Raw genomic sequence first — 22,372 nt, 5'->3', positions numbered from 1 at the left:
CCTTCGTCCGGCACGCCGAGGGCACGCACCGAACACCGCGGGCACCGCACAGGACTTTCAAAACACCCCCTAGCTCCTCGCCAGGCGGAGGGTCAGGATCTGGAACGGGCGCAGCTCGACGCGTACGGCGCCGTCGGCGACCTCCGCCTCGGACAGCGGGCGTTCGAGGAGGTCGGTGACCTGGGCGCTTGCGAGCGTGAAGCCGGGGCGCAGGACGCCCTGGGCGCGGCCGCCGCGGGACTCGTAGAGCCGTACGACGACATCGCCGGACCGGTCGTCGGCGAGCTTGACCGCCTCGACCGTCACGCCCTCGCCGTCCACGCGGACCACGGGCTCGGGCGCCCCCGCCGCGTCCGCCACCCGCAGCGGGAGGTTGAGGGCGTAGCCCTCGGCGACGGCGTCCTCGATGGTCGCGCCGGGGAGCAGCGCGTACGTGAACCGGTGCTTGCCCTGGTCGGCCTCGGGGTCGGGGACGCGCGGGGCGCGGACCAGGCTGAGGCGGACCGTGGTGGTCGTCCCGCCGTCCTCGCGGACCGTGCGGGAGATGTCGTGGCCGTAGGTGGAGTCGTTGATGACGGCGACGCCGTAGCCGGGTTCGCCGAGGTGCACCCAGCGGTGTCCCGACACCTCGAAGCGGGCCGCCTCCCAGGTGGTGTTGGTGTGCGTGGGCCGCTGGATGTGACCGAACTGGATCTCGGCGCAGGAGTGGGGGGCCCGGATGTCGATCGGGAAGCCCGCCTTGAGGAACTTCTCGGCCTCGTGCCAGTCGATCTCGGTCTCGAAGTCGATGCGGGGGCTGTCGGCGCGCAGGGTGATGGTCTGGGTGATCGTCGAGCCCCTGCCGAAGGACCGCACGACCCGGATCGAGCCGACCAGCGGGTCCCGCTCGACGGCCGCGATCTCCGAGGCGTCCAGCAGGTCCGTGTAGCGGTTCCTGTAGTGCTTGTCGACGTCCCAGGCGTCCCAGTAGTTGGGCAGGTCGGTGTGGAGGCGGAGCAAGTTGCCCTGGTCGGCGAGGACTTCGCGGCCCGCGCGCCGGTCGTACACGGAGGACAGGGTGCCGTCCTCGGCCAGCTCGACGCGGACGAGGCCGTTGTCGAGGGCTCGGTCCTCGACGATGACGACGTCGTTCGGGGAGGCGTCGGAGACGGGGGCGCTGGCACCGGCCGGTACCTCCACCAAGCGGGTCCCGCCGTCCCGGCCGCGCACCACCTCGCGCCGCTGATACGGGCTGGTGTTGAAGACCCGCGTCTCCCCCGCGCCCAGCGCACCGACCGCCTCGGCCGTCAGCGCCTCCAACTCCTCGGCGACCCGCGCGTATTCGGCCTCCGCCTCCCGGTGCACCCACGCGATCGAGGACCCCGGCAGGATGTCGTGGAACTGGTGCAGCAGCACCGTCTTCCACAGCCGGTCCAGCTTCTCGTACGGGTACACATAGCCCGGCGCGTGCAGCGCCGCCGTCGTCGCCCACAACTCCGCCTCGCGCAGCTTGTGTTCGCTGCGCCGGTTGCCCTGCTTGGTGCGGGCCTGGGTGGTGTAGGTGGCGCGGTGCAGCTCCAGGTAGAGCTCACCGACCCAGACCGGGGCGTCCGGGTACTCCTCGCGGGCCTTGGCGAAGAAGTCGTCCGGATGTTCCACCACGACCTTGGGCGAGCCCTCCAAGTCGGCGAGCCTGCGCGCCCGTTCCATGATCTCGCGGGTGGGACCGCCACCGCCGTCGCCCCAGCCGAAGGGAGCCAGGGAGCGGGTGGCCCCGCCCTTCTCGGAGTAGTTGCGGACCGCGCGGGACATCTCCTCGCCGCTGAAGCGGGCGTTGTAGGTGTCGACGGGCGGGAAGTGCGTGAAGATGCGGGTCCCGTCGATGCCCTCCCACCAGAAGGTGTGGTGGGGGAACTTGTTGGTCTGGTTCCAGGAGATCTTCTGGGTGAGGAACCACTCGTTGCCCGCGAGCTTGGCGAGCTGCGGGTAGGCCGCGTTGTAGCCGAAGGAGTCCGGCAGCCACACGCCCTTGGTCTCGATGCCGAAGTGCTCGATGAAGAACCGCTTGCCGTGGATGAACTGCCGGGCGACCGCCTCGCCGCCGGGCAGATTGCCGTCGGCCTCCACCCACATGCCGCCGACGGGCGCCCACTGGCCCTTCTTCACCGATTCCTGGATACGCGCCCACACCTTCGGGTGGTTGTCGCGCACCCACTCGTACTGCTGGGCCTGTGAGCAGGCGAAGATGAAGTCGTCGTACTCCTCGGCGAGCGCGGTGACATTGGAGAAGGTCCGGGACGTCTTGCGCTTGGTCTCGCGGATCGGCCAGAGCCAGGCGGAGTCGATGTGCGCGTGGCCGACGCCGGAGATCACATGGGCGCTGGCGTGGGCGGGCTTGGACAGGGCGGGCACCAGGGCCTCGCGGACCGCGGCCGCCGAGCCGGAGATGTCGTCCAGGTCGAGCAGGTCCATCGCCCGGTCCAGGGCGTGCGCGATCTCGTGCCGGCGCGGGTCGTGCTCGCCGAGTTCCAGCATCAGTTCGCGCAGCACCTGGATGTCCAGGTCGAGGTGGAAGACCTCCTCGTCGAGGACGGCGAGGTCGGCGCGTTTGAAGGTGTAGAGCGGCTTGTCGCCGGCGGTCAGGACGTCGCCGAGCGGGGTCGGGCCCGCGAAGTCGTTGGCCAGGATGTCCGGGTTGGAGGCCGCCTCGACGAGGTAGTCGATCCGCTCGCCGCCGGTCGCCGGGTTGGCGATCGGGACGTACTGGTTGAGGGGGTTGACCGCCTTGAGCGGGGTGCCGTCGGTCAGGTGGACCAGGGCCTCGGCCTGGTTGCCGGGCCAGTCCCCGACGAAGCCGAGGTCGATGACCGCCTCGACGCGCCTGCCCGCCCACTCCTCGGGTACCTGTCCGCGCATCCGGAACCAGGTCGTGCCCCAGGGCGGGCCCCAGGGCGTGTCCATCGCGAAGGGGGCGTAGGAGGCTGCCGCCGCCTCCTCGAAGGGGACCGGCTCGCCCGGCGCCTGCCAGGCCTCGACCTCGAAGGGGGCAGTGGCCGCGTAGCGGGCGGGCTTGATGCGCTGGGTGTGGAGGCGCTCGACGCGCTCCTCGATCCGTCGGCGTTCGTCGTGCATGGAAGTCTCCAGGGAGCGAGCGGGGGAAAGCGCCTACACGGGTTGCCCAAGGTACGCGAGGCCTGGATGGACCGCGGTGTAGCCCTGGACCAGCCTGCGGGCGACGTTCACCGAGTCGACCAGCGGGTGCAGCGCGAAGGCCTTCACGGCCGTCGTTAGGGAGCCGGACTCGGCGGCGGCGAGGACCTCGCGCTCGACCGCCTTGACCGAGCAGACGAGTCCGGTGGCGTGACCGGGCAGGGGGTCGACGGCGACGGGGTGCGCGCCGTTGGCGTCGACGAGGCAGGGAACCTCGATGACGGCGTCGTTGTCGAGGACGGAGAGGGTGCTCTGGTTGCGCACATTGAGGATCAGGGTGGTGCGCTCGTCGCGGGCGATGGCCCGCATCAGCGCGAGGGCGACCTTCTCGTAGCCGCCGGACAGGTCGTCGGCGTCGCGCTCGCCGGCGCCCGCCGTCTGCCGGTTCTCCGACATGTAGGTGGCCTCGCGCTCGGCGCGGGTGCGGTCCCAGGCGGTCAGCGCCTCGGCGTCCGGGTCGGTCATCTCGTCGTAGAACCGGGCCTGTTGGTCGCGCAGGAAGGCGCCGCGGGTCTGCTCGGCCTCCTGGTAGGCGTGTACGGCCTCGCGGTTGAAGTAGTAGTAGTGCAGATACTCGTTGGGGATCGCGCCGAGGGACTGGAGCCAGTCGGGGCCGAAGAGCTTGCCCTCCTCGAAGGAGCCGAGCAGGGCGGGGTCGGCGAGCAGCCGCGGGAGTTCGTCGCGGCCGGCGACGCGCAGGCCGCGGACCCAGCCGAGGTGGTTGAGGCCGACGTAGTCGATCCACGCCTCGGCCGGGTTCTTCACGCCGAGCACGCGGGCGATACGGCGGCCGAGGCCGACCGGGGAGTCACAGATGCCGATGACGCGGTTGCCGAGGTGGCGGGACATGGCCTCGGTGACCAGCCCTGCGGGGTTGGTGAAGTTGATGACCCAGGCGTCGGGCGCGAGCCGGGCCACGCGCCGGGCGATGTCGACGGCGACGGGCACGGTCCGCAGGCCGTATGCAATACCACCGGCGCCCACCGTCTCCTGTCCGAGGACACCCTCGGCGAGGGCGACGCGCTCGTCGTTCGCGCGGCCCTCAAGGCCGCCGACGCGGATCGCGGAGAAGACGAAGTCGGCGCCGCGCAGCGCCTCGTCGAGGTCGGTGGTGGCCGTCACCTCGGGCGCGTCGGGGACCTGCGCGGCCTGCTCGGCCAGCACCCGGGTCACCGCGCCGAGCCGCCGCGGATCCAGGTCGTGCAGGACGACCTCGGTCACCCGCCCCTCGCCCCGGTCACCGAGCAGCGCCCCGTACACGAGCGGCACCCGGAATCCGCCGCCGCCCAGAATCGTCAGCTTCACTTCTGCACCTTTCCTGCCACGACCACGTCGACGCCGGCCTCCTCCATGGCGGAGCGGGTCACCGTGTCCACGGGAGCGTTCGTCACCACCACGTCCAGGTCCTCCGGACCGCAGACCCTCGCCATACCCGTGCCCGGGAACTTCGCCGAGTCCGCCAGCAGGACGGCCTTCTCGCTCGCCGCGATCATGGCCCGCTTGACCGGCACCTCGACCACGGTCGTGTCCATCACCTGCCCGCCGGGGCGCACTCCGCTGGTGCCGAGGAAGAGCCAGTCGGCGTGCAGCTGGCGCAGATTGTCCTCGGTGAGGAAGCCGACCAGGGAGCGGTACTCGCGGCGGACCATGCCGCCGAGGATGACCAGCTCGATGCCCTCGTCGTCGGCGAGTTCCTCGTAGACCACCAGATTGCTGGTGATCACGGTGATCCGGCGGCCGTGCAGTTGACGGGCGAGGCGATAGGCGGTGGTGCCGATGTCGAGCAGCACCGACTGACCTTCCTTGATCATCGCCGCTGCACGTTCCGCTATGGCGTCCTTCTCGGCCACGCGGACCTCGGCGACCTCCGCGAACGGCTGGTCGCCCTCGTCCACGACCGCTCCGCCGTGGACCCGGGTGAGCAGGCCCTCCTCCTCCAGTTTGAGCAGGTCACGCCGGATGGTGGCGGGGCTCACCCCGAGCTGCTCGGAGAGATCGGTCACGGCTGCGGGGCCGCCGGAGCGCAGGGCCCGCAGGATGAGTTGATGTCGTCGTTCTGCCAGCACAGCATGAACACTACTCGTCATTTTCAATCAAATCTATGCTCAGTTCTGCTCGAATATTGGCCAATCTCGCGGAGCGGCGCACGATTCCGGACACCGAAATGAAGAGTTCTGACGAGCTCCAGCTTTGACGACCTCCCGACGACCTCCCGGCCGCTTCCGACGAAGGGATGTGCGCGTGGACGACGACCGGCCCGATGTGCTGCTGACCGGGCTGCTCTTCTACGACCTCGTCCTGACCGGTCTCGGCAGGCCACCGACGCCGGGCGAGGAGATCTGGACCGAGGGCATGGGAAGCAGCCCCGGCGGCATCGCCAACCTCGCGGTGGCCGCCTCCCGCTTCGGCCTGAGGACCTCCCTGGCCACGGTCTTCGGCGACGACTTCTACGGCACCCACTGCCGTGCCGTCCTCGCCGGCCAGGAGGGCATCGACCTCGCGCTCTCCCGCACCGCGCCCGGCTGGCCCACCCCGGTCACCGTCTCCCTGGCGTACGGCGCCGACCGCGCCCTCGTCACCCACGGCCAGGAACCGCCGCACTCGCAGGACGCGCTGATGGGCGACCCGCCCGAGGCGCGCACCGCCCTCGTGCACCTGGAGGCCGAACCGCGCGAGTGGATCGGCAAGGCGGCCGCGAACGGCACGCTCGTCTACGCCGACGTCGGCTGGGACCCCACCCAGCAGTGGTCGGCGAGCCTGCTCGACCAGCTCTCCCTGTGCCATGCCTTCCTCCCCAACGAGACCGAGGCGATGGCCTACACCCGGACCGACAGCGCCCGCGCCGCGCTCGGCACGCTCGCCGAACTGGTGCCGGTGGCCGTGGTCACGGTCGCTGGGCAACGAGTCCGACTACGGGGCGAACCACGACGCGGCGGCGGGCTGGGTGCGCCGGCACGATCCGACGCGGCCGGTCCCGTACGAGGGCGCGGCCAAGCTCGACTGGGCGGCTGCGGACGACGCCTCCGACATCGCCTGCCCGATGTACGCGCCGATCGAGGACTGTGCCGCGCACGCGCTCTCCGGGGAGCAGACGAGGCCGCTGATCCCGTGCGAGTACGCGCACGCCATGGGCAACAGCAACGGCACGCTGGCCGACCACTGGTCCGCCATCGAGTCAACGCCGGGTCTTCAGGGCAGCTTCATCTGGGAGTTCTGGGACCACGGGATTCTGCAGCGCGTGACAGACGGCAGACCCGCCGGGCGCTCCGGCGCCGGGCCGTACGACAACGGTGTCGCCGCGCCCGGCTATCGCTGGGCGTACGGCGGCGACTTCGGCGAGGCGATCCACGACGGCGCGTTCATCGCCGACGGGATCGTCTTCCCCGACCGCACGCCCAAGCCCGTGATGTACGAACACCGGGAGATCGCGGCGCCTGTGCTCCTGCAGTCCTACCGGCATGAGGGTCCGGTGGTGTTGAACCACCAGTGCTTCCGGGGCCTGGACTGGCTCGAAGCCCGCTGGGAACTGACGCTCGCGGACGGCCGTACCCTCACCGCTCCCGCCGAGCTGCCGGATCTGAGGCCCGGCGAGACGGCGGCGTTGCCGCTGCCCTTCGCGCTGCCGGACGACGGTGGTGAGGCCTGGGTGACGCTCCGGGTGACCACGAAGGACGACGAGCCGTGGGGACCGCGTGGCACCGAGGTGTGCGCGCCCCAACTGCGGCTGCGCGGCGCCCAGGCCGAATGCGACGCGATCGGCGAGGCGTTCGAGCTGCTCGACCGGCGCGGCGTCGGTTACAGCGTCCTCGCGGGCAACCACGACGTCCGCTCCTCGACGAACGACCAGCGCGGTGCGACGCCGTACCTCGACACCTTCGGCCCGGAGCCCTTCGCCGGCAAGCCGACCTTCGGCGGGGCCTCGCCCGACGGCTACAACACCTTCCATCTCTTCAAGGCGGCCGGGCGCGAGTGGCTCGTCCTCGCCCTGGACTGGCGTCTTTCGGACAAGGGCTACGCCTGGGCGAAGGACGTCATCGCCCGCCACCCGAGCGCGCCCGTCATCCTCACCACCCACGAACTCGTCTACGGCGACGACGCGTTGTCCTCCTACGGCCAGCAGCTGTGGGACAAGCTGGTCAAGGACCACGACCAGATCTTCCTCACGCTCAACGGCCACTACTGGCCGGCCGCCCGCGCCGTCCGCAAGAACGCCGCGGGGAACGACGTTCACCTGCACCTGACCAACTATCAGAACCGCTACTACGGCGGCGCGGCGATGATCCGCCTCTACCACTTCGACCTCGACCGGAACACGATCGACGTGGAGACGCTCTCGCCGTGGATCCTGGGCCGCGCCGCGAAGGGGCTCAACGAGCTGGAGCGGGAGGAGATGGTGCTGTCCGGTGACGCGGACCGGTTCTCCGTCGACATCGACTCGCGGGACCGCGACCACGGCCGGGGGGTCACTCTGGGCGGCCGACTGCGCGTCCGCAAGGGCGAGCGGCTCACCCTCAGTATCACGGTGACCAGCGCCTCCCGCCCCAACCCCCAGGGAATCCTGCCGGAGTTGGCGCATGTGGACGTCATCCGGGGCGCGGTGCGCGGTCCGGTGGCCGACCGGGACAGCTGGCGGGCGCCCGACACCAAGGTCGTGCACACCAGGGACGTCAGCGGCCGCAAGGGGACCTACACCCTGCGCATCCCGCTGGTCGCCGGGGACGAGTCCTTCTACGTCCGTCTGCGCGGCAGCGACGGCAACCGGAACGGCGCCGGATACCTCGGCGCGTCGGTCGACCCGCACGGGCCGATCGTCCACGAGCCCGGCAACGGTGACCCGTGGGCCGATACGTGGTTCTATTCCAACCCGGTGTTCGTCGACGTGAAGGGTGTTTGATGAAGCGTCAACTCGTGTCCCTGACCGCCTTATTGGGTGCCTTCGTGCTCGGCGCGGGCACCGCCTCTGCCGCCGGTGACCCGCGCTGGGAGGAGACCGGCACGGCGTACACCGACACCCTGGGCGGCGGGCAGGGTCTCGCGAGCCGGGCCGACGGCTCGCTGCTGTACCGGGGCCTGGCGGACATTCCGCTGTCGCTGCGGATCAAGGGCTGGAACCACGTCGGCGACCCGGACATCGCCCAGGGCCATGTCTTCGACGCCTACCAGGGCCCGGACACGGCCACCTCCAAGATGTTCGCGGTGACCACACCGGCCGGGAAGCGCTACGAGTACGTGCACCGGCTCAACCCGGGCGAGAAGCTGAACAACTCCTTCGCGACCGTCTCGCCGGACGGACAGTGGATGGTGTCGGGCGAGTGGGGTGAACAGAACCGCCTCCAGGTCTTCCCCACCCCGCTGCTCAACCCCTCCACCCCGCCGGCCGGCGGCGACCTGAAGGAGGCCTGGCAGATCACCCTGGACAAGCCGGTACGGGACATCCAGGGCTGCGACTTCGTCACGGACACCCGCCTGGTGTGCGCCTCCAACGACGCCACCGGCTCCCTCTTCCCGGAGATCCGCCCGCTCCTCCAGGTCGACCTGCCCCGCAAGCTCGACGGCGGGCCGATCACCGGTGCGGTGAAGTCCCTGTTCGCCCTGCCGCAGCGCGGTATCTGCACGGGCGCCTTCGAGGCGGAGGGTGTGGACTACGACACGAAGAGCGGCACCCTGCGCGCCGAGGTGATCCAGCCCGGCGTGTGCGCGGTGTCGACGACTGTGTACTCGTACCACCAGGTCACCAACTGATCGACCAGGGGTTACGGTGGCCGCGTGACCACGGAAGAGTCGCTGCGGCCCCAGTCCCTCATGCTGACGTTCCTGGGCGAGCAGGTGCTCGGCCGGGACGTCTGCGTGTACTCGGGCAGCGTCATCGATGTCTTCGCCCGCGCGGGCATCGGCGAGCAGGCGACGCGCTCGACACTGACCCGGATGGTCAACCGCGGCCTGCTGCGCCGCCAGCGCGAGGGCCGCCGGATGTACTTCGGACTCACGGACCGCTCGACGGCCGTGCTGCGCGACGGCGAGCGGCGGATCTGGCACACCGGCGCGGTCAACCGGCAGTGGGACGGCACCTGGACCCTGCTCGGCTTCTCGCTCCCCGAGTCCTGGCAGCGCCAGCGCCACGACCTGCGCTCCCAGCTCACCTGGAGCGGTTTCGGACCGCTGTTCAACGGCCTGTGGATCGCGCCGGGGCAGATCGATGTGACGGAACTGGTCGCCGAACTCGGCCTGTCCGCCCATGTGAAGGTCTTCCGTGCCCACGCGGACACCGGCACCGACATCGGCGCGATGATCGAGGAGACCTGGGAACTGTCCGAACTGGCGGCCCGCTACGAGGCGTTCGTGGAACGCTGGCAGCCGTGGGAGACCCAGGTCCCCGGCGCCGACGACGCCCTCACCCTGCGTCTGCGGCTTCAGGCGGAGTGGCTGCGCCTGATCCGCCGCGACCCCCGGCTGCCGGTCCGCCATCTGCCGGAGGACTGGCCGGCGGACCGGGCCGAGAAGACGTTCCGGGCCGTTCATGAACGGCTCACGCCGCTCGCTCAGGAGGCCGCGGAACGTCTGCTGGACCTGGTGCCGGTGCGCGACGATCAGGCGTAGAACCGCGACAGGCTCTGCAACACGGCCGCCGGCTTCGCCCCGCCCTCGATCTCGATCGTGCCGTCGACGGTGATCTGCACACCCCCCGGCACCTCCTCGACGTCAGCGAGCTTTCCCACGAGACGGATCCTCGACCCGACCTTCACCGGGGAAGGGAAACGCACCTTGTTCAGGCCGTAGTTGACCTTCGTGGTGACGCCCTGGACGTCGAGCAGCCCGGTGAACAGGGGGATGAAGAGGGAGAGGGTGAGATAGCCGTGGGCGATGGGAGCGCCGAAGGGGCCCGCGGCGGCCTTCTCGGGATCCACATGGATCCACTGGTGGTCCCCGGTGGCATCGGCGAAGGTGTCGATGCGCTCCTGGGTGACCTCGGTCCACTCGCTGGTGCCGAGGTCGCTGCCGGCCAGCTTCTTCAGCTCGTCGAGGCCGTTCACGGTGATGCTCATGGGGGTTCCTTAACTGTTGCCGTACCGACTGCGGACACGGGACTTGAGGAGTTTTCCGGAGGCGGTGCGCGGGAGGGCGTCCGCGAGCACCACCGACTTGGGGATCTTGTACTTGGCGAGGCGGCCGGAGAGGGAGGCGAGGATGTCGTCGGGGTCGAGCGAGGCGCCCTCGCGGGGCACCACGACCGCGCGCGGGACCTCGCCCCACTTGTCGTCGGGCACGCCGATGACCGCGCACTCGACGATGTCCGGGTGGGCGAGGAGCAGGTCCTCGATCTCGGCGGGGTAAATGTTCTCCCCACCGGAGATGATCATGTCCTTGATGCGGTCGACGATGAAGACATAGCCGTCCTCGTCGATCCGGGCCGCGTCCCCGCTGCGGAACCAGCCGTCCGCGAAGGAGGCGGCCGTCTCCTCGGGCAGCCCCCAGTAGCCGGACATGACGTGCGGTCCGCGCACGACCACTTCCCCGGTCTCGCCGACGTCGGCCGGGGTCAGGTCGGGGCGCACCACCCGCACGTCGCTGAAGAAGTGCGGCACGCCCGCCGACCCCGCCTTGCTCACCGCGTGTTCGGCGTCCAGGAAGAGCGCGCCGGGCGCGGTCTCGGTCATGCCGTAGCCCTGGAGGAAGGTCAGTCCGCGCTCCTGGTAGGCGGCGATCAGCGGGGTCGGCACCGGGGAGCCGCCGCAGGTCAGGATCCGCAGGGAGGACAGATCGGCCCCGGCCCAGCGCGGATGCCGGGCCAGCTGGTCGAACATGGTCGGCACCCCGAACATGAAGCTGATCCGGTGCCGTTCGACCAGGTCGAAGGTGGCGTCCGGGTCGAAGGCCTCGACCAGGACACAGGTGCCGCCCTTCAGCAGGACCGGGAGCGCCAGCATGTTCAGGCCGGCCGTGTGGAACAAGGGGGCGGAGACCAGGGCGCGTTCGTCGGTGACGAGGTCGGTGTCGACGAGGACGTTGACCGCGTTCCAGATGAGGTTGCCGTGGCTGAGCATGGCGCCCTTGGGGCGGCCGGTCGTCCCCGAGGTGTACATGATGATGCCGGTGTCGTCGGGGGCGACGGGTTGGTCGATGGGTTCGTCCGAGGCCGCGGCGAGGACGGCCTCGTACTCCTCGCCCACCTCCACAAAGGTGCGTACGTCCGTGCCGCCCGGCAGTCCCGCGACGAGCCCGGTGTGCGACGGGCCGTGGATCAGCGCCTTGGCGCCGGAGTCGGCGAGCTGGTAGGCGATCTCGGGTCCGGCGAGGCGGGTGTTGAGCGGGACGAAGACCGCGCCGAGGGTGCCCGCGGCGAACAGGGTCTCCAGGTAGGAGGGGTGGTTGGGGCCGAGGTAGGCGATCCGGTCGCCGCGGCGCAGGCCCCGGGCGCGCAGGGCATGGGCGAGGCGCGTGGTGCGGTCGTACAGCTCGGCGTACGTGAAGGCCGTGTCGCCGTGGATCAGGGCGGTGCGGTGCGGGGTCTTGCGGGCCCGGCGTGCGGGCCAGGACCCCGTTCCCTCGTTGCGCATCGGGCACCCCTTACGGTGTGGTCAGCCCGAGCAGACGGGCGGCGTTCTCCTTGAGGATCTTCGGCCGGACCTCTTCCTTGATCTCCAGCTTCGCGAAGTCGGCGAGCCAGCGGTCGGGGGTGAGGACGGGGAAGTCCGAGCCGAAGAGGACCTTGTCCTTCAGCAGTGTGTTGGCGTACTGCACGAGCTGCGGCGGGAAGTACTTGGGCGACCAGCCCGACAGGTCGATGTGCACGCCCGGCTTGTGGGTGGCGACGGCGAGGGCCTCGTCCTGCCAGGGGAAGGACGGATGCGCCAGGATGATCTTCAGGTGGGGAAAGTCGGCGGCTACGTCGTCGATGTGGAGCGGGTTGGAGTACTTCAGCCGGATTCCGCCGCCGCCCGGCACCCCGGCGCCGATCCCGGTCTGCCCCGTGTGGAACAGGGCTATGGTCCCCGTCTCCTCGATCACCTCGTAGAGGGCGTACGCCACCGAGCGGTCGTTGGGGAAGAAGCCCTGGATGCTGGGGTGGAACTTGAAGCCCTTCACGCCGTACTCCTCGACGAGGCGGCGGGCCTGGCGGACCCCGGCCTTGCCGCGGAAGGGGTCGATGGAGGCGAAGGGGATGAGGACGTCGGAGTTGGCCGCCGCGGCCTCCGCGACCTCCTCGTTCGGGACGGGCGCGGTGCCGGTGGCGGACTCGGCGTCGACCGTGAAGATCACGGCGGCCATGTTCCGCTCCCGGTAGTGGGCGGCGGTCTCCTCCAGGGTCGGCTTCCGCTTGCCCTCGACCTTGAAGTAGGCCGAGGAGGCGGCGTGCAGGTCGTCGTCCAGGGAGGAGTGGCCCTTGGAGGAGACCTCCGCGTGGGTGTGGACGTCGATCGCGACGAGTTCGCTGATGTCCATCAGGCCTCCGGAAGCTTCGGCGCCGGGATGCCGACCGTCTGGAGTTCCGCGCCGACCGATGCGGGCCAGGCGTCGGCCAGGGTGTCGGGGGTCCAGCCGCCGTCGGCGTACGCCGTGCTGATCTCCTGCGGATGCGACCAGAGTGCCACCTTGTCGCCGCCGATGCCGATGCACTGCCCGGTCACCGTCCGGGCCGCCGCGGAGGCGAGGAAGGGGACGAGGGCCGCGCAGTCCTCGGGGGTGCCGAAGCCCTCGCCCTTGCGAAGCACGTCGGGGAGCGGCTCACCGTTCCTCATGGCCTCGATGTACGGCGCGAAGGCCGGGATCGTCTCGGTCATCGCGGTCGCGGCGACCGGCACGATCGCGTTGACGGTGATGTTCGCGCGGCCCAGCTCCATCGACCAGGTGCGGGCCATGGCGGCGATGCCCGCCTTGGCCGCCGCGTAGTTGGTCTGCCCGAAGTTGCCGCGCTGTCCGGCCGGGGAGCCGACCAGGATCAGGCTGCCGCCCTCGCCCTGCTCGCGCATCCGGACGGCGGCGGCCCGGGCGCAGGTGAATGTGCCCTTCAGATGGGTGGTGATCACCGCGTCGAAGTCGTCGTCGGTCATCTTCCACAGCACCTTGTCGCGCAGGATGCCGGCGTTGGTGACCAGGATGTCCAGCCGCCCGAACGCCTCGACCGCGCGGTTCACGAGCCGCTCGGCGGCTTCCGTGGTGCCGACCGCGACCACCTCGTCGACGGCCGTGCCGCCCGCCTCGGTGATCGACTTCACGGCCTGTCCGGCGACCGCCTCGTCCATGTCGTTGACGACCACCGAGGCGCCGTGGGCGGCCAGGGCGTGGGCGTAGGCGAGGCCGAGGCCCCGGCCACCGCCGGTGACGACGGCGGCCTTGCCGGTGAGATCGATGCTGGGCACGAGCGAATCCCTTCACATGGGCTGCGGGGTGAGATCGAAGTTAAGAGCAATAATTGGTGACGTCAATAGTTGTCCCCGACCGCCGGCTGCGAAAGACTGGGGCCATGAACACCAAGACCACCTCGATCGACGCGAACGAGCCGTGGATGCGCGAGCTGCACGCGGACACCGGCTATCTGCTCTACCGGCTGGGCCTGCGCTCGGGGCAGCTGTTCAACTCCTGCCTCCAGGAGTCCGGACTGCGGCTGCGCCACTACGCGGTGCTGCGCTACCTCGCCACCTGCGACGGCGCCCTCCAGCGCGAGCTGAGCGCCCGCCTCGGCTACGACCCGAGCGCGATCGTCGGCCTGGTCGACGACCTGGAGAAGGCGGGCTTCGCCGAGCGCCGCCCCTCCCCCGACGACCGCCGCAGCCGGATCGTCGTCCTGACCGAGGCCGGCCGCGCCTTCCTGCGCGACACCGACGAGGCAGGCCTGAAGGTGACCAACGAACTCCTGGAACCGCTCGACGCGGGCGAGCGCGAGACCCTGCACGCCCTGCTGCTGCGGATCGCACAGGACGGACTGAACTGATGTTGTGCAAATGATTGACGGCTGCACGGCAACTGCCTAACTTCACGGAGGCATCGCCCCGTCCCCCAGGGAGCCCACCGTGCAGCCATCCCGAACCACCCCGGAATCCCGGCAGTTGCGCAGAGTCGCCCTGTCCGGCCTGCTCGGCACCGCTGTCGAGTTCTACGACTTCCTCGTCTACGGCACGGTCGCCGCGCTCGTCTTCGGCGACCTGTTCTTCCCCGACGCCGACCCTGCCGTCGGCACGATCGCCGCCTTCGGCACCTTCGCCGCCGGTTATCTGGCCCGGCCCCTCGGCGGCATCCTCTTCGGCCACTTCGGCGACCGGGTCGGCCGTAAGTCGATGATGCTGCTGACCATGCTTCTGATGGGCAGCGGCAGCTTCCTGATCGGTCTGCTGCCCACCTACGACGCGATCGGCGTCTGGGCGCCCGTCCTGCTGGTCCTGCTCCGTGTCGTGCAGGGCATCGCGATCGGCGGTGAGTGGGGCGGCGCCACGCTCATGGTCGTCGAGCACGCCGAGCGGACCCAGGGCGCGCGGCGCGGGTTGTGGTCCAGCTTCACCCAACTCGGCGCGCCGCTGGGCTCCTTGCTCTCGGCCGGGGTCGTCACGCTGGTCGCCGCCCTGCCCGACGACGACTTCCGCTCCTGGGGCTGGCGCGTGCCGTTCCTGCTGAGTGTCGTGCTGCTCGGCGTCGGTATGTTCGTCCGCCTCAAGGTCGCCGAGAGCCCGCTGTTCACCAAGCCCGAGCCGAGCGAGAAGCCGCCCGTGCTGGAGGTGCTGCGGCGCCCGAAGCCGGTCCTGCTGGCGGCCTGTGTGGGTATCGGCGCGTTCACCGCGCAGTCGCTGCTGACCAGCTTCATGATCACGTATGCCGTGGACGAGGGCTACAGCCGCTCGCAGGTGCTCACCGCCGTGACCGTCGCCTCCGGCGTCGCCCTGCTGGTGCTGCCCACCGCCTCCGCCCTGTCCGACCGGGTCGGCCGCCGCCCCGTGGTGCTGACCGGCGCGATCGCCTCCGCCGCGCTCGCCTTCCCGGTCCTGGCCCTGGTCAACTCCGGCTCACCCGGACTGCTCATCCTCGCCCTCGCCCTCGGCCACGGCGTCGCCCAGTCCACGATGTACGGCCCCCTGGGCGCCCTGCTCACCGAGATGTTCGGCACCCGGGTCCGCTACACCGGCGCCTCCCTCGGCTACCAGGCGGCCACCCTGCTCGGCGCGGGCTTCTCCCCGCTGATCGCCAGCAGCCTGCTCGCCTCGAACGGCGGCGGCAGCACGCCGGTCTCCCTGCTGCTGTGCGGCGGCGCTGCGATCACCGCGCTGACGGTGTGGCGGATCCGGGAGACTCACACCGACGCCCTGCAGCCCAGCACGACCCGTTCCGCGACCCCCACCCCGGAAGGGACTCCCCGTTGAGAACTCTCGCCGTCGCGCTGGCCGTCACCCTCACGACAGCCGCCGCACTGCCCGCCTCCGGCACCCACCTGGAGGGCCGACTCCCCTCGGGCGCCACCTATGTGATGGACATACCCGCGGACTGGAACGGCACGGTCCTGCTGTACAGCCACGGCTACCGGGCCGACGGCTGGCCCAACCCGCCCCAGAACGCTCCCGATTCAGGCACCAAGGACCGGCTCCTGGACCAGGGCTACGCACTCATCGGCTCCTCCTACGCCACGACCGGCTGGGCCGTGACCGACGCCGTACCCGACCAGCTCGCCACGCTCGACGTCTTCACGGAGAAGTTCGGCACGGCGGACCGGACCCTGGCGTGGGGCACCTCCTACGGCGGCCTGGTCACGACCACCCTCGCCGAACGGCACGCCGACCGCTTCGACGGCTCCCTGTCGATGTGCGGCCTGGTCCAGGGCGGAGTGGCGAACTGGAACAGCACCCTGGACCCGGCGTTCGCGCTGAACACGCTGCTCGGCTCGGACGTCCGGCTCACCGGATTCGCGGACCAGGCCCAGGCACAGGGCGCCGCGGAGACGCTCACCGCGGACGTCACGGCCGCCCAGGAGACCCCGCAGGGCCGTGCCCGCATCGCCCTCGCCGGGGCCCTGCACAACATCCCCGGCGACGCCGTACCGGGCCTGATCCAGCTTCCCGCCTTCAGCTGGCGCCAGGAGGCCGAGAACCGGGCGGGCGGCAACCCCTCCTGGAACACGGGCGTCGACTACACGGCGATGCTCCAGCGCTCGCCCCTCCGCAAGGAGGTGACCGAGCTGTACAAGAAGGCGGGGATGTCCCTGCGCGCCGACCTCAAGGCCCTCAACCGCGCACCCCGTATCACCGCCGACACCCCGGCCGTACGGTGGATGCGCGGGACCAGCGTCTTCAAGGGCCGTCTCACCGACCCCCAGTTGAACATCCACACGACCGGCGACACCCTGATACCCGTACAGGCCGAGAGCGCCTACCGCAGGGCCGCCACCGCGGCGGGCTCGGGCGCCCTGCTCGCCCAGGCCTACGTCGAGGCGCCCGGCCACTGCACCTTCACCCCGGGAGAGATGGTGGGCGCCCTGCACACCCTGGAGTCCCGGCTGGACACCGGCCGCTGGAAGGCATCGCCGGATGCGCTCAACTCCCTTGCGCGGCAGGCGGATCCGACCTCCGAGCCCCGCTACACCGGGTACACGCCCGCCCCCTACCCCCGCCCCTACGACCTCGCCCACCCGGGAGACGCCCGGCCATGACGCCTCGCTCCGCGCCCGGCCGGCTGCTGTCCGTGCTCGCCGCGTTCGACCACGAGCACCCGGCCCTGAGCCTGACGGACATCAGCCGGCGGGCCGGACTGAGCCTGACCACCGCGCACCGCCTGGTGGGCGCCCTCACCGAGTGGGGCGCGCTGGAGCGCGACTCCTCCGGCGTCTACCACGTGGGACTCAGACTGTGGGAGCTCGCGGCACTGGCACCGCGCGGTCTCGCCCTGAGGCAGGTCGCGCTGCCGTATCTGGAGGACCTGTACGAAGCGACCCACGAGAACGTGCAGTTGGCGGTGCGGGACGGAGCGGAGGTCGTCTACATCGAGTGGCTCTCGGGCCGTTCGGCGGTGGGCGTCCATATCCGCGTCGGCGCCCGCTGGCCCCTGCACGCCACCGGAGTCGGCCTGGCCCTGCTGGCCCACGACGACCCCGCCCACCAGGAGGAGTACTGCACCGGCCCGCTCGCGTCCTTCACCCCGTACACCGTCACCGACCCCGCCCGGCTCCGCCGTGAACTGGCCGAAGTCCGCCGCACGGGCGTGGCGGTGAGCAGTCGTCAGGTCACCGCCGACGCCCTGTCGGTGGCCGCGCCGATCCGCGGTCCCGGCGGCGCGGTGGTCGCCGCCGTGTCGGTGGTGGTCCCCGAAGCCGGCGCCCAGGTACCGGTGCTGGCCCCGGCGGTGCGGATCGCGGCGCGGGGGATCTCGCGGGGGTTGGGGTGGCTCCCGGCGGGACGCTGAGCCACCCCGACGCTCGCGTCAGGCGCGGGTCACTTCTGCTCCACCCTCACCCAGTCCACCTCCGCCCGCACTCCCCCGGCCGCGATGCGGTCCACGCTGGACTGCGGGAGGCCCCAGTACGGGGACGTGACCTTGTTCCAGCCGGCCGGATAGGCCCCGCCCAGAGCGAGGTTGAGGATCACGTACTGGTTGTGGTCGTAGACCCACTGGCCCCGGGTCGACTCCAGCTTGTTGCGGGAGGTCTCCTGGACCAGGCGGTCGTCGACGTAGAAGCGCATGCCGACCGGGGTCCACTCCACCGCGTAGGTGTGCCACTGGTCGGCACGGCCGCCGTTCGGATAGATCTGACGGGCGCCGATGTTGCCGTCGGCGGAGTAGCCGGGGCCGTGCAGGGCGGTGCTGGTCCAGTCGCCGTAGCCGATGTTCTCCATGATGTCGGTCTCACCGGACGCCGGCCAGGACACCGACGGGTCGTCGACGTTGCTGCCGAGCAGCCAGAACGCCGGCCAGAAGCCGTCGCCCACCGGAAGCCGCATCCGTGCGCTGACCCGGCCGTAGGTGAAGTCGAACTTGGTGTTGGTGTCGATGCGGCCCGAGGTGAAGTCGTAGGTAGCGCCGCCCGCCTGGGTGCAGCCCTTGCAGTGCTTGGCCTCCAGGATCAGACTGCCGTTCTCCTGGCGGATGGTGTCCGGGGAGTCGACATAGGCCTGGGACTCGCCGTTGACCGAGCCCATCTCCGTGCCGGTGCGAACCACGCGCCACTTGGAGCGGTCCAGGGATGCGGTGGTGAAGTCGTCGAAGAAGGTGGTGCGGTACGCGCCCGGCTGGTCCGCCGGGAGCGCCGGATAGGCCGCCGCCTCGCTGCCGCCGGTGCCCCAGACCTGGAACTCGTAGAGCGAGTAGCCGAACTGGGCGGTGGCCGGGGCCGGGTTGTAGAAGGAGCGGCGTTCCTTGCCGAGCATGCGGACGTAGCGCCCGGTGGCCGGCTGGGGAAGGCGGATCGAGTCGTGCAGGCCCACCGCCTCCGCCGGGGACTTCACGTTCGCCCGGCGGGACGCCACCTCGGCCGCCGAGGGGCGGTACACCGTGCGCCAGGAGCGGTTGTCGTCGGAGACCTGGAGTTCGTAGTCGACGGCGAACGCGGCCTCCCAGTAGAGGTCGATCGTGTCGATCGTCGAGGGTGCGCCCAGATCGACGGAGACCCAGCGGTCCGCGTTCCAGTCGCTGGACCAGCGGGTCTGGTCCGCCTTCAGGTCGGCCGGCCAGCCTCCGTCGGTGACGAACGCCGGGGAGTTGCCCGCGTGTTGGTAGAAGTTCGTGTAGGCCGGATGGTTCAGGGCCAGGTTGGCGCGGCTCGTGGCGGCGGGGGCCGGTTCGCCGCCGTACACCTTGAACGAGTAGAGGGAGTAGCCCCACGGGGTGGCGCGTTCCACGCCGCGCATACGGACGTAGCGGCCGGTGACTTCCTGAGGGTACGTGTGGGCCGTGACCGAGCCTCCGGTGCCGTCGGTCTCCGTGTAGAAGGGGGTCCAGTCCGTGCCGTTTCCCGACACCTCCAGGACGTAGCGCTTGCCGTAGGCGGCTTCCCAGTCGAGGACGACGCGGTTGATGCGGATCGTCTGTCCGAGGTCCAGTCGGATCCACGCGTTGTCGGCGAAGTCGCTGGACCAGCGGGTCGCGCCGTTGCCGTCGAAGGCGAGGCCGGGGGCGAGGCCCGCGCTCTCGCTGCCGGAGGCGGTGACGCCGGCCGGGTTCGCCGCGTACGCGGCTGCCGCGCGGTCGGTGTCCCAGGCGACGGCGGCCGCGACCTGCTCGGGCGCGGGGGCGGCGAAGGCGGGGCCCGCCGTGAGCACGGCCGCCGTGCCGAGCGCGGTCAGGAGGATGTGTGGGGTACGGGTGGGCATGCAGCTCTCCTTGAGCAGGGAGGTGGGGGCGCCGGTTCCCCGTAAAGCCTCAGGGCTTAATTTAGGTTGTGATTTAAAACTCAATGGAAGCGGTCGTCAAGATGTTGCGCATGCGGGACCGCCGACCGGAAGCTACGGGGAACCGGTGCCGTGGCACGCGCGCCGACCGACGCCGGCGGTCGGACGTGTCGGGTACCGCGTCGGTGGCGGCCCTTCCGGGCGGAACTGCGGGAGGGGCCGCCGCGCGGCGCGCTGCCCTTCCCGGCGGAACTGCGGGAGGGGCCGCCGCGCGGCGCGCTGCCGCAACCCCTGCGCGTTCAGCCCAGCAACGTGCGGGCCAGGTACGTCACTTCCTCACCGGCGTGCCGCGCCGTCGCCCGGCACGCGAGGGTCGTGTCGGAGGTGACCTGTGCCGGGGTGATCCGCCAGCGGACCGTCAGTTCGTCGCCCGCTCGCAGGACGGGGGCCGTGAGCGGGTCCAGGGCCTGGATGTCCCAGCCGCCGGGGGCGCGGAGGGTGAGGCGGGGGGTGGTCCAGGGGCGGGCCGAGCCGTTGGCGAGGGTGGCGGTGAGGGTGAACTCCGGGCCCTGGCCGGTCACTTCCAGCGTCAGCCCGAACGGTTCGCGGGGGTGGGCCGGCGACCAGGAGTCACGCATCAGCCTCACCAGGGCGTCCGCCTGGGCCGGGCGCGCCGACGCCAGGTCGTTTTCCTCGCCGGGGTCCCGGGACAGGTCGTACAGCTCCACGTCCCACTCCTCGTCGGGCGCGCCGCGGTCCTGGCCCGGCGCGAAGCGCACCGCCTTGAGGTCGCCGCGCCGCAGCGCCTCCGCCAGGCGCCGGCCCCGGCCCCGGTCCACCGCGTCGGAACGCGGGGTGACTCCACTGTGGTTGCGGTAGAAGTACAGGCTGTTGTGGCGGGCCGGGTCGTCGGAGCCGCGCAGCAGCGGGGCCAGGGAGAGGCCGTCCACGTCCGTCGGGGCGGGGGCCCCGGCCAGGTCGGCGAGGGTCGGCAGGAGGTCGGTGAGGGGAGTGGGGCGGTCCGTCGTGCCGGCCGGGATGTGCCTCGGGGACCAGGCGATGAGCGGGACGCGGATGCCGCCCTCGTAGAGGTTGCGTTTGTAGCCGCGCAACGGGCCGTTCGCGTCGAAGAGATCGGGGTTCGTGCCGCCCTCCTCGTGCGGGCCGTTGTCACTGGTGATCAGGACGAGGGTGCGGCCCGCCACGCCGAGTCGGGTGAGGCGGTCGACGACGTCGCCGACCAGCGAGTCGAAGGTGGTGATCTGCGCGGCGTGCCGTCGGTCGGGGCCCGGCCAGGGGCGGTCGCCGTACTCGCCGTCGTCCGGTGTCTGGCTGGGGGCATGCGGCAGGGTCGGGGTGAGGTACAGCAGGAACGGCTCGGCCCGGTGCGCGTCCAGGAAGGCCAGCGCGCGCTCCTTGAGCAGGTCGGGCGCGTAGATCTCGCGGGCGTCGCCGCGGTTGGCGGGGATCTCCTGGCGGGTGCCGTTGTGCCACAGGTACTCGGGGAAGTAGTCGTGGGCGTGGCGGTGGTCGATGTAGCCGTAGAACTCCTCGAAGCCACGGGAGTTGGGGTGGCTCGGCTGGTCCGGCTGCTCGGGTCCGAAGCCCCACTTGCCGAAGACGCCGGTGCGGTAGCCGAGCGACCGCAGCGCCTCGGCGAAGGTGAAGTCCCGGTCGGTGAGCGCCCCTTGGCCGCCCGGGCCCCACGGGTTCTCCCTGACGGTGGCGTGGCCGGCGTGCAGTCCGGTGAGCACCGAGCAGCGTGAGGGCGCGCAGACGGGGGCGGTGGCGTAGGCGTCGGTGAAGCGCAGGCCCTCGGCGGCCAGGGCGTCCAGGCGGGGGGTGCGGATGAGTTTCTGGCCGTAGGAGCCGAGTTCGCCGTAGCCGAGGTCGTCGGCGAGGATCACCACGAAGTTGAGCCGGCCCGAACCGGACTGCCCGGCCGGTACGGCGGAGGCATGCTTGCCGTCCGGCGCGGGCCGCGCCTTGTCGCCCTCTTCGCACGCGGTGACCGCCGTGGCCGCGACCGGCACGGCGGCGGCCGCGGTGAGGAAGCGGCGGCGGCTCGGCATACGTGTCTCCTGAGAGGCGACGGGCGTGGGGTCCGGAGACGATGGTGATCGCAGCCGTCGGTCCAAGACCAGGCACACGCTGTGAACGCTCTGTTTCGACTTTGGAGAGGGAAAGTCCCGACCCCTGGTTCCTTCTCCACCGCATCGAAATGATCACAAGCGGAGGCACGATATCCCTCTCACCGGTGAGGACGCCGCCCCATCCGGCCTCCGATACTGAAACGGCCTCTTGCCCCGAGGAGCCGCCCATGTCCCCGCCGCCCTGGCTCGCCCCTGCCGTCACCCGCCTGCGCACGGCCAATCCGTACGTCGTCGACGCCGCGCTCGCCGCGCTGGTGCTGTTCGCCGCCTCCCTCCAGTGGATCTTCCCGGACGAGGGGGACGACCGCCTCACCTGGCAGGGCTGGCTGCTGGCCGCCGCCACCGCGGTGCCCCTGGTGTGGCGGCGCCGGGCGCCGTTCGCCACGGCGTGCGCCGTCTCCATGGCCACGCCCGCGATGGCCCTGTATCACGCGCCGCCACCGGACGTGGTGTACGGCGGTCTCGTCGTCCTCTACACGATGGCCGCCCAGGGCCGGGTGTGGCAGCACCGGTTCATGCTGGGGGGCTGGATCCTCGGGGTCGTCCTCACCATGCAGCACAAGGAGGAGCCGCTGCCCTTCGAGTACGCCTTCCAACTGCTGAGCGTGGTCGGGGCGTACGGCTTCGGGATGCTCTCCCGGGTCCAGCGCGCCTACACCGCCGCCCTGGTGGACCGGGCCCGGCGCCTGGAGCGGGAGGGGGCCGCGGACACGGCCCGGGCTACGGCCCAGG

At 71.1% G+C, this 22,372-nt stretch carries 16 protein-coding genes and 2 pseudogenes; 9 read left to right on the top strand and 9 right to left on the bottom strand.

What is annotated here, in order from left to right; translation table 11 throughout:
• Window positions 1-69: 69 nt before the first annotated feature.
• From RMT89_RS32640 to RMT89_RS32630, 3 genes are read right to left on the bottom strand one after another with little or no spacing between them, the layout of a single operon-like run.
• Complete coding sequence (locus RMT89_RS32640; RefSeq protein ID WP_315887352.1) at window positions 70-3,111, bottom strand: glycoside hydrolase family 38 C-terminal domain-containing protein; 3,042 nt, start codon at window positions 3,109-3,111, stop codon at window positions 70-72.
• Between the two features lie 33 nt (window positions 3,112-3,144).
• Entirely contained in the window at window positions 3,145-4,494 is a 1,350-nt protein-coding gene (locus RMT89_RS32635; RefSeq protein ID WP_315887351.1) for a 6-phospho-beta-glucosidase, read from the bottom strand.
• Window positions 4,491-5,255 carry a DeoR/GlpR family DNA-binding transcription regulator gene (locus RMT89_RS32630; RefSeq protein ID WP_315887350.1) on the bottom strand — a complete coding sequence of 255 codons (765 nt, stop codon included), beginning with the start codon at window positions 5,253-5,255 and terminating at the stop codon, window positions 4,491-4,493. The genes RMT89_RS32635 and RMT89_RS32630 overlap by 4 nt, the downstream gene beginning before the upstream one ends.
• Window positions 5,256-5,430: 175 nt before the next feature.
• On the opposite strand from RMT89_RS32630, the pseudogene RMT89_RS32625 reads away from it, so the two are divergent.
• The 4 genes and pseudogenes from RMT89_RS32625 to RMT89_RS32610 all read left to right on the top strand — a co-directional run.
• Window positions 5,431-6,087 (top strand): annotated as a pseudogene (locus RMT89_RS32625) (PfkB family carbohydrate kinase); the annotation flags it as partial.
• Window positions 5,972-8,083 carry a glycoside hydrolase family 2 TIM barrel-domain containing protein gene (locus tag RMT89_RS32620; protein WP_315887349.1) on the top strand — a complete coding sequence of 704 codons (2,112 nt, stop codon included), beginning with the start codon at window positions 5,972-5,974 and terminating at the stop codon, window positions 8,081-8,083. The pseudogene RMT89_RS32625 and the gene RMT89_RS32620, both read left to right, overlap by 116 nt.
• Window positions 8,083-8,931 (top strand): hypothetical protein, encoded by an 849-nt coding sequence (locus tag RMT89_RS32615; protein ID WP_315887348.1) that lies wholly within the window; start codon window positions 8,083-8,085, stop codon window positions 8,929-8,931. The genes RMT89_RS32620 and RMT89_RS32615 overlap by 1 nt, the downstream gene beginning before the upstream one ends.
• Before the next feature lie 24 nt (window positions 8,932-8,955).
• Window positions 8,956-9,786: a PaaX family transcriptional regulator C-terminal domain-containing protein gene (locus RMT89_RS32610; RefSeq protein ID WP_315887347.1), complete on the top strand. Its 831-nt coding sequence runs from the start codon at window positions 8,956-8,958 to the stop codon at window positions 9,784-9,786.
• Here RMT89_RS32610 and RMT89_RS32605 read toward each other — a convergent pair.
• Genes RMT89_RS32605 through RMT89_RS32590 form a run of 4 tightly spaced genes read right to left on the bottom strand, consistent with a single transcriptional unit; the run spans window position 9,777 to window position 13,547 of the window.
• Window positions 9,777-10,232: a MaoC family dehydratase gene (locus RMT89_RS32605; RefSeq protein WP_315887346.1), complete on the bottom strand. Its 456-nt coding sequence runs from the start codon at window positions 10,230-10,232 to the stop codon at window positions 9,777-9,779. The genes RMT89_RS32610 and RMT89_RS32605 overlap by 10 nt on opposite strands.
• Window positions 10,233-10,241: 9 nt before the next feature.
• Window positions 10,242-11,744, bottom strand: a complete 1,503-nt coding sequence (menE, locus tag RMT89_RS32600) for an o-succinylbenzoate--CoA ligase (RefSeq protein ID WP_315887345.1) — start codon at window positions 11,742-11,744, stop codon at window positions 10,242-10,244.
• A gap of 10 nt (window positions 11,745-11,754) precedes the next feature.
• On the bottom strand, window positions 11,755-12,630 hold the full coding sequence (locus RMT89_RS32595) for an amidohydrolase family protein (RefSeq protein WP_315887344.1): 876 nt from the start codon (window positions 12,628-12,630) through the stop codon (window positions 11,755-11,757).
• Window positions 12,630-13,547, bottom strand: coding sequence for an SDR family oxidoreductase (locus RMT89_RS32590; protein ID WP_315887343.1), 918 nt, complete (start codon window positions 13,545-13,547; stop codon window positions 12,630-12,632). Before RMT89_RS32590 ends, RMT89_RS32595 begins: the two co-directional genes overlap by 1 nt.
• A 104-nt stretch (window positions 13,548-13,651) precedes the next feature.
• Here RMT89_RS32590 and RMT89_RS32585 point away from each other — a divergent pair, with 104 nt between their 5' ends.
• The 4 genes from RMT89_RS32585 (at window position 13,652) to RMT89_RS32570 (ending at window position 17,565) form a co-directional block, all read left to right on the top strand.
• Complete coding sequence (locus tag RMT89_RS32585; protein WP_315887342.1) at window positions 13,652-14,119, top strand: MarR family transcriptional regulator; 468 nt, start codon at window positions 13,652-13,654, stop codon at window positions 14,117-14,119.
• A gap of 79 nt (window positions 14,120-14,198) precedes the next feature.
• Window positions 14,199-15,536, top strand: coding sequence for an MFS transporter (locus RMT89_RS32580; RefSeq protein WP_315887341.1), 1,338 nt, complete (start codon window positions 14,199-14,201; stop codon window positions 15,534-15,536).
• Window positions 15,533-16,816: a prolyl oligopeptidase family serine peptidase gene (locus tag RMT89_RS32575; RefSeq protein WP_315887340.1), complete on the top strand. Its 1,284-nt coding sequence runs from the start codon at window positions 15,533-15,535 to the stop codon at window positions 16,814-16,816. Before RMT89_RS32580 ends, RMT89_RS32575 begins: the two co-directional genes overlap by 4 nt.
• Window positions 16,813-17,565 carry an IclR family transcriptional regulator gene (locus RMT89_RS32570; protein WP_315887339.1) on the top strand — a complete coding sequence of 251 codons (753 nt, stop codon included), beginning with the start codon at window positions 16,813-16,815 and terminating at the stop codon, window positions 17,563-17,565. Before RMT89_RS32575 ends, RMT89_RS32570 begins: the two co-directional genes overlap by 4 nt.
• 29 nt (window positions 17,566-17,594) lie before the next feature.
• Here the strand turns inward: RMT89_RS32570 and RMT89_RS32565 are convergent, their stop codons facing one another.
• The gene (locus tag RMT89_RS32565; protein WP_315887338.1) at window positions 17,595-19,469 is read right to left on the bottom strand and encodes a discoidin domain-containing protein; all 1,875 of its coding nucleotides are present in this window, start codon (window positions 19,467-19,469) and stop codon (window positions 17,595-17,597) included.
• A 317-nt stretch (window positions 19,470-19,786) separates the two neighbouring features.
• Window positions 19,787-21,559: a sulfatase-like hydrolase/transferase gene (locus RMT89_RS32560; protein WP_315887337.1), complete on the bottom strand. Its 1,773-nt coding sequence runs from the start codon at window positions 21,557-21,559 to the stop codon at window positions 19,787-19,789.
• A 248-nt stretch (window positions 21,560-21,807) separates the two neighbouring features.
• Between RMT89_RS32560 and RMT89_RS32555 the strand changes: the two are divergent.
• Window positions 21,808-22,371, top strand: a pseudogene (locus RMT89_RS32555) (sensor histidine kinase); the annotation flags it as partial.
• Window position 22,372: the final 1 nt, after the last annotated feature.

Origin of the sequence: Streptomyces sp. P17 (assembly GCF_032436805.1) — a bacterium.
Classification (GTDB): Bacteria; Actinomycetota; Actinomycetes; order Streptomycetales; family Streptomycetaceae; genus Streptomyces.
The sequence above is the reverse complement of the archived record's forward strand: the minus strand, read 5'-3'. Positions and strand labels throughout refer to the sequence as shown.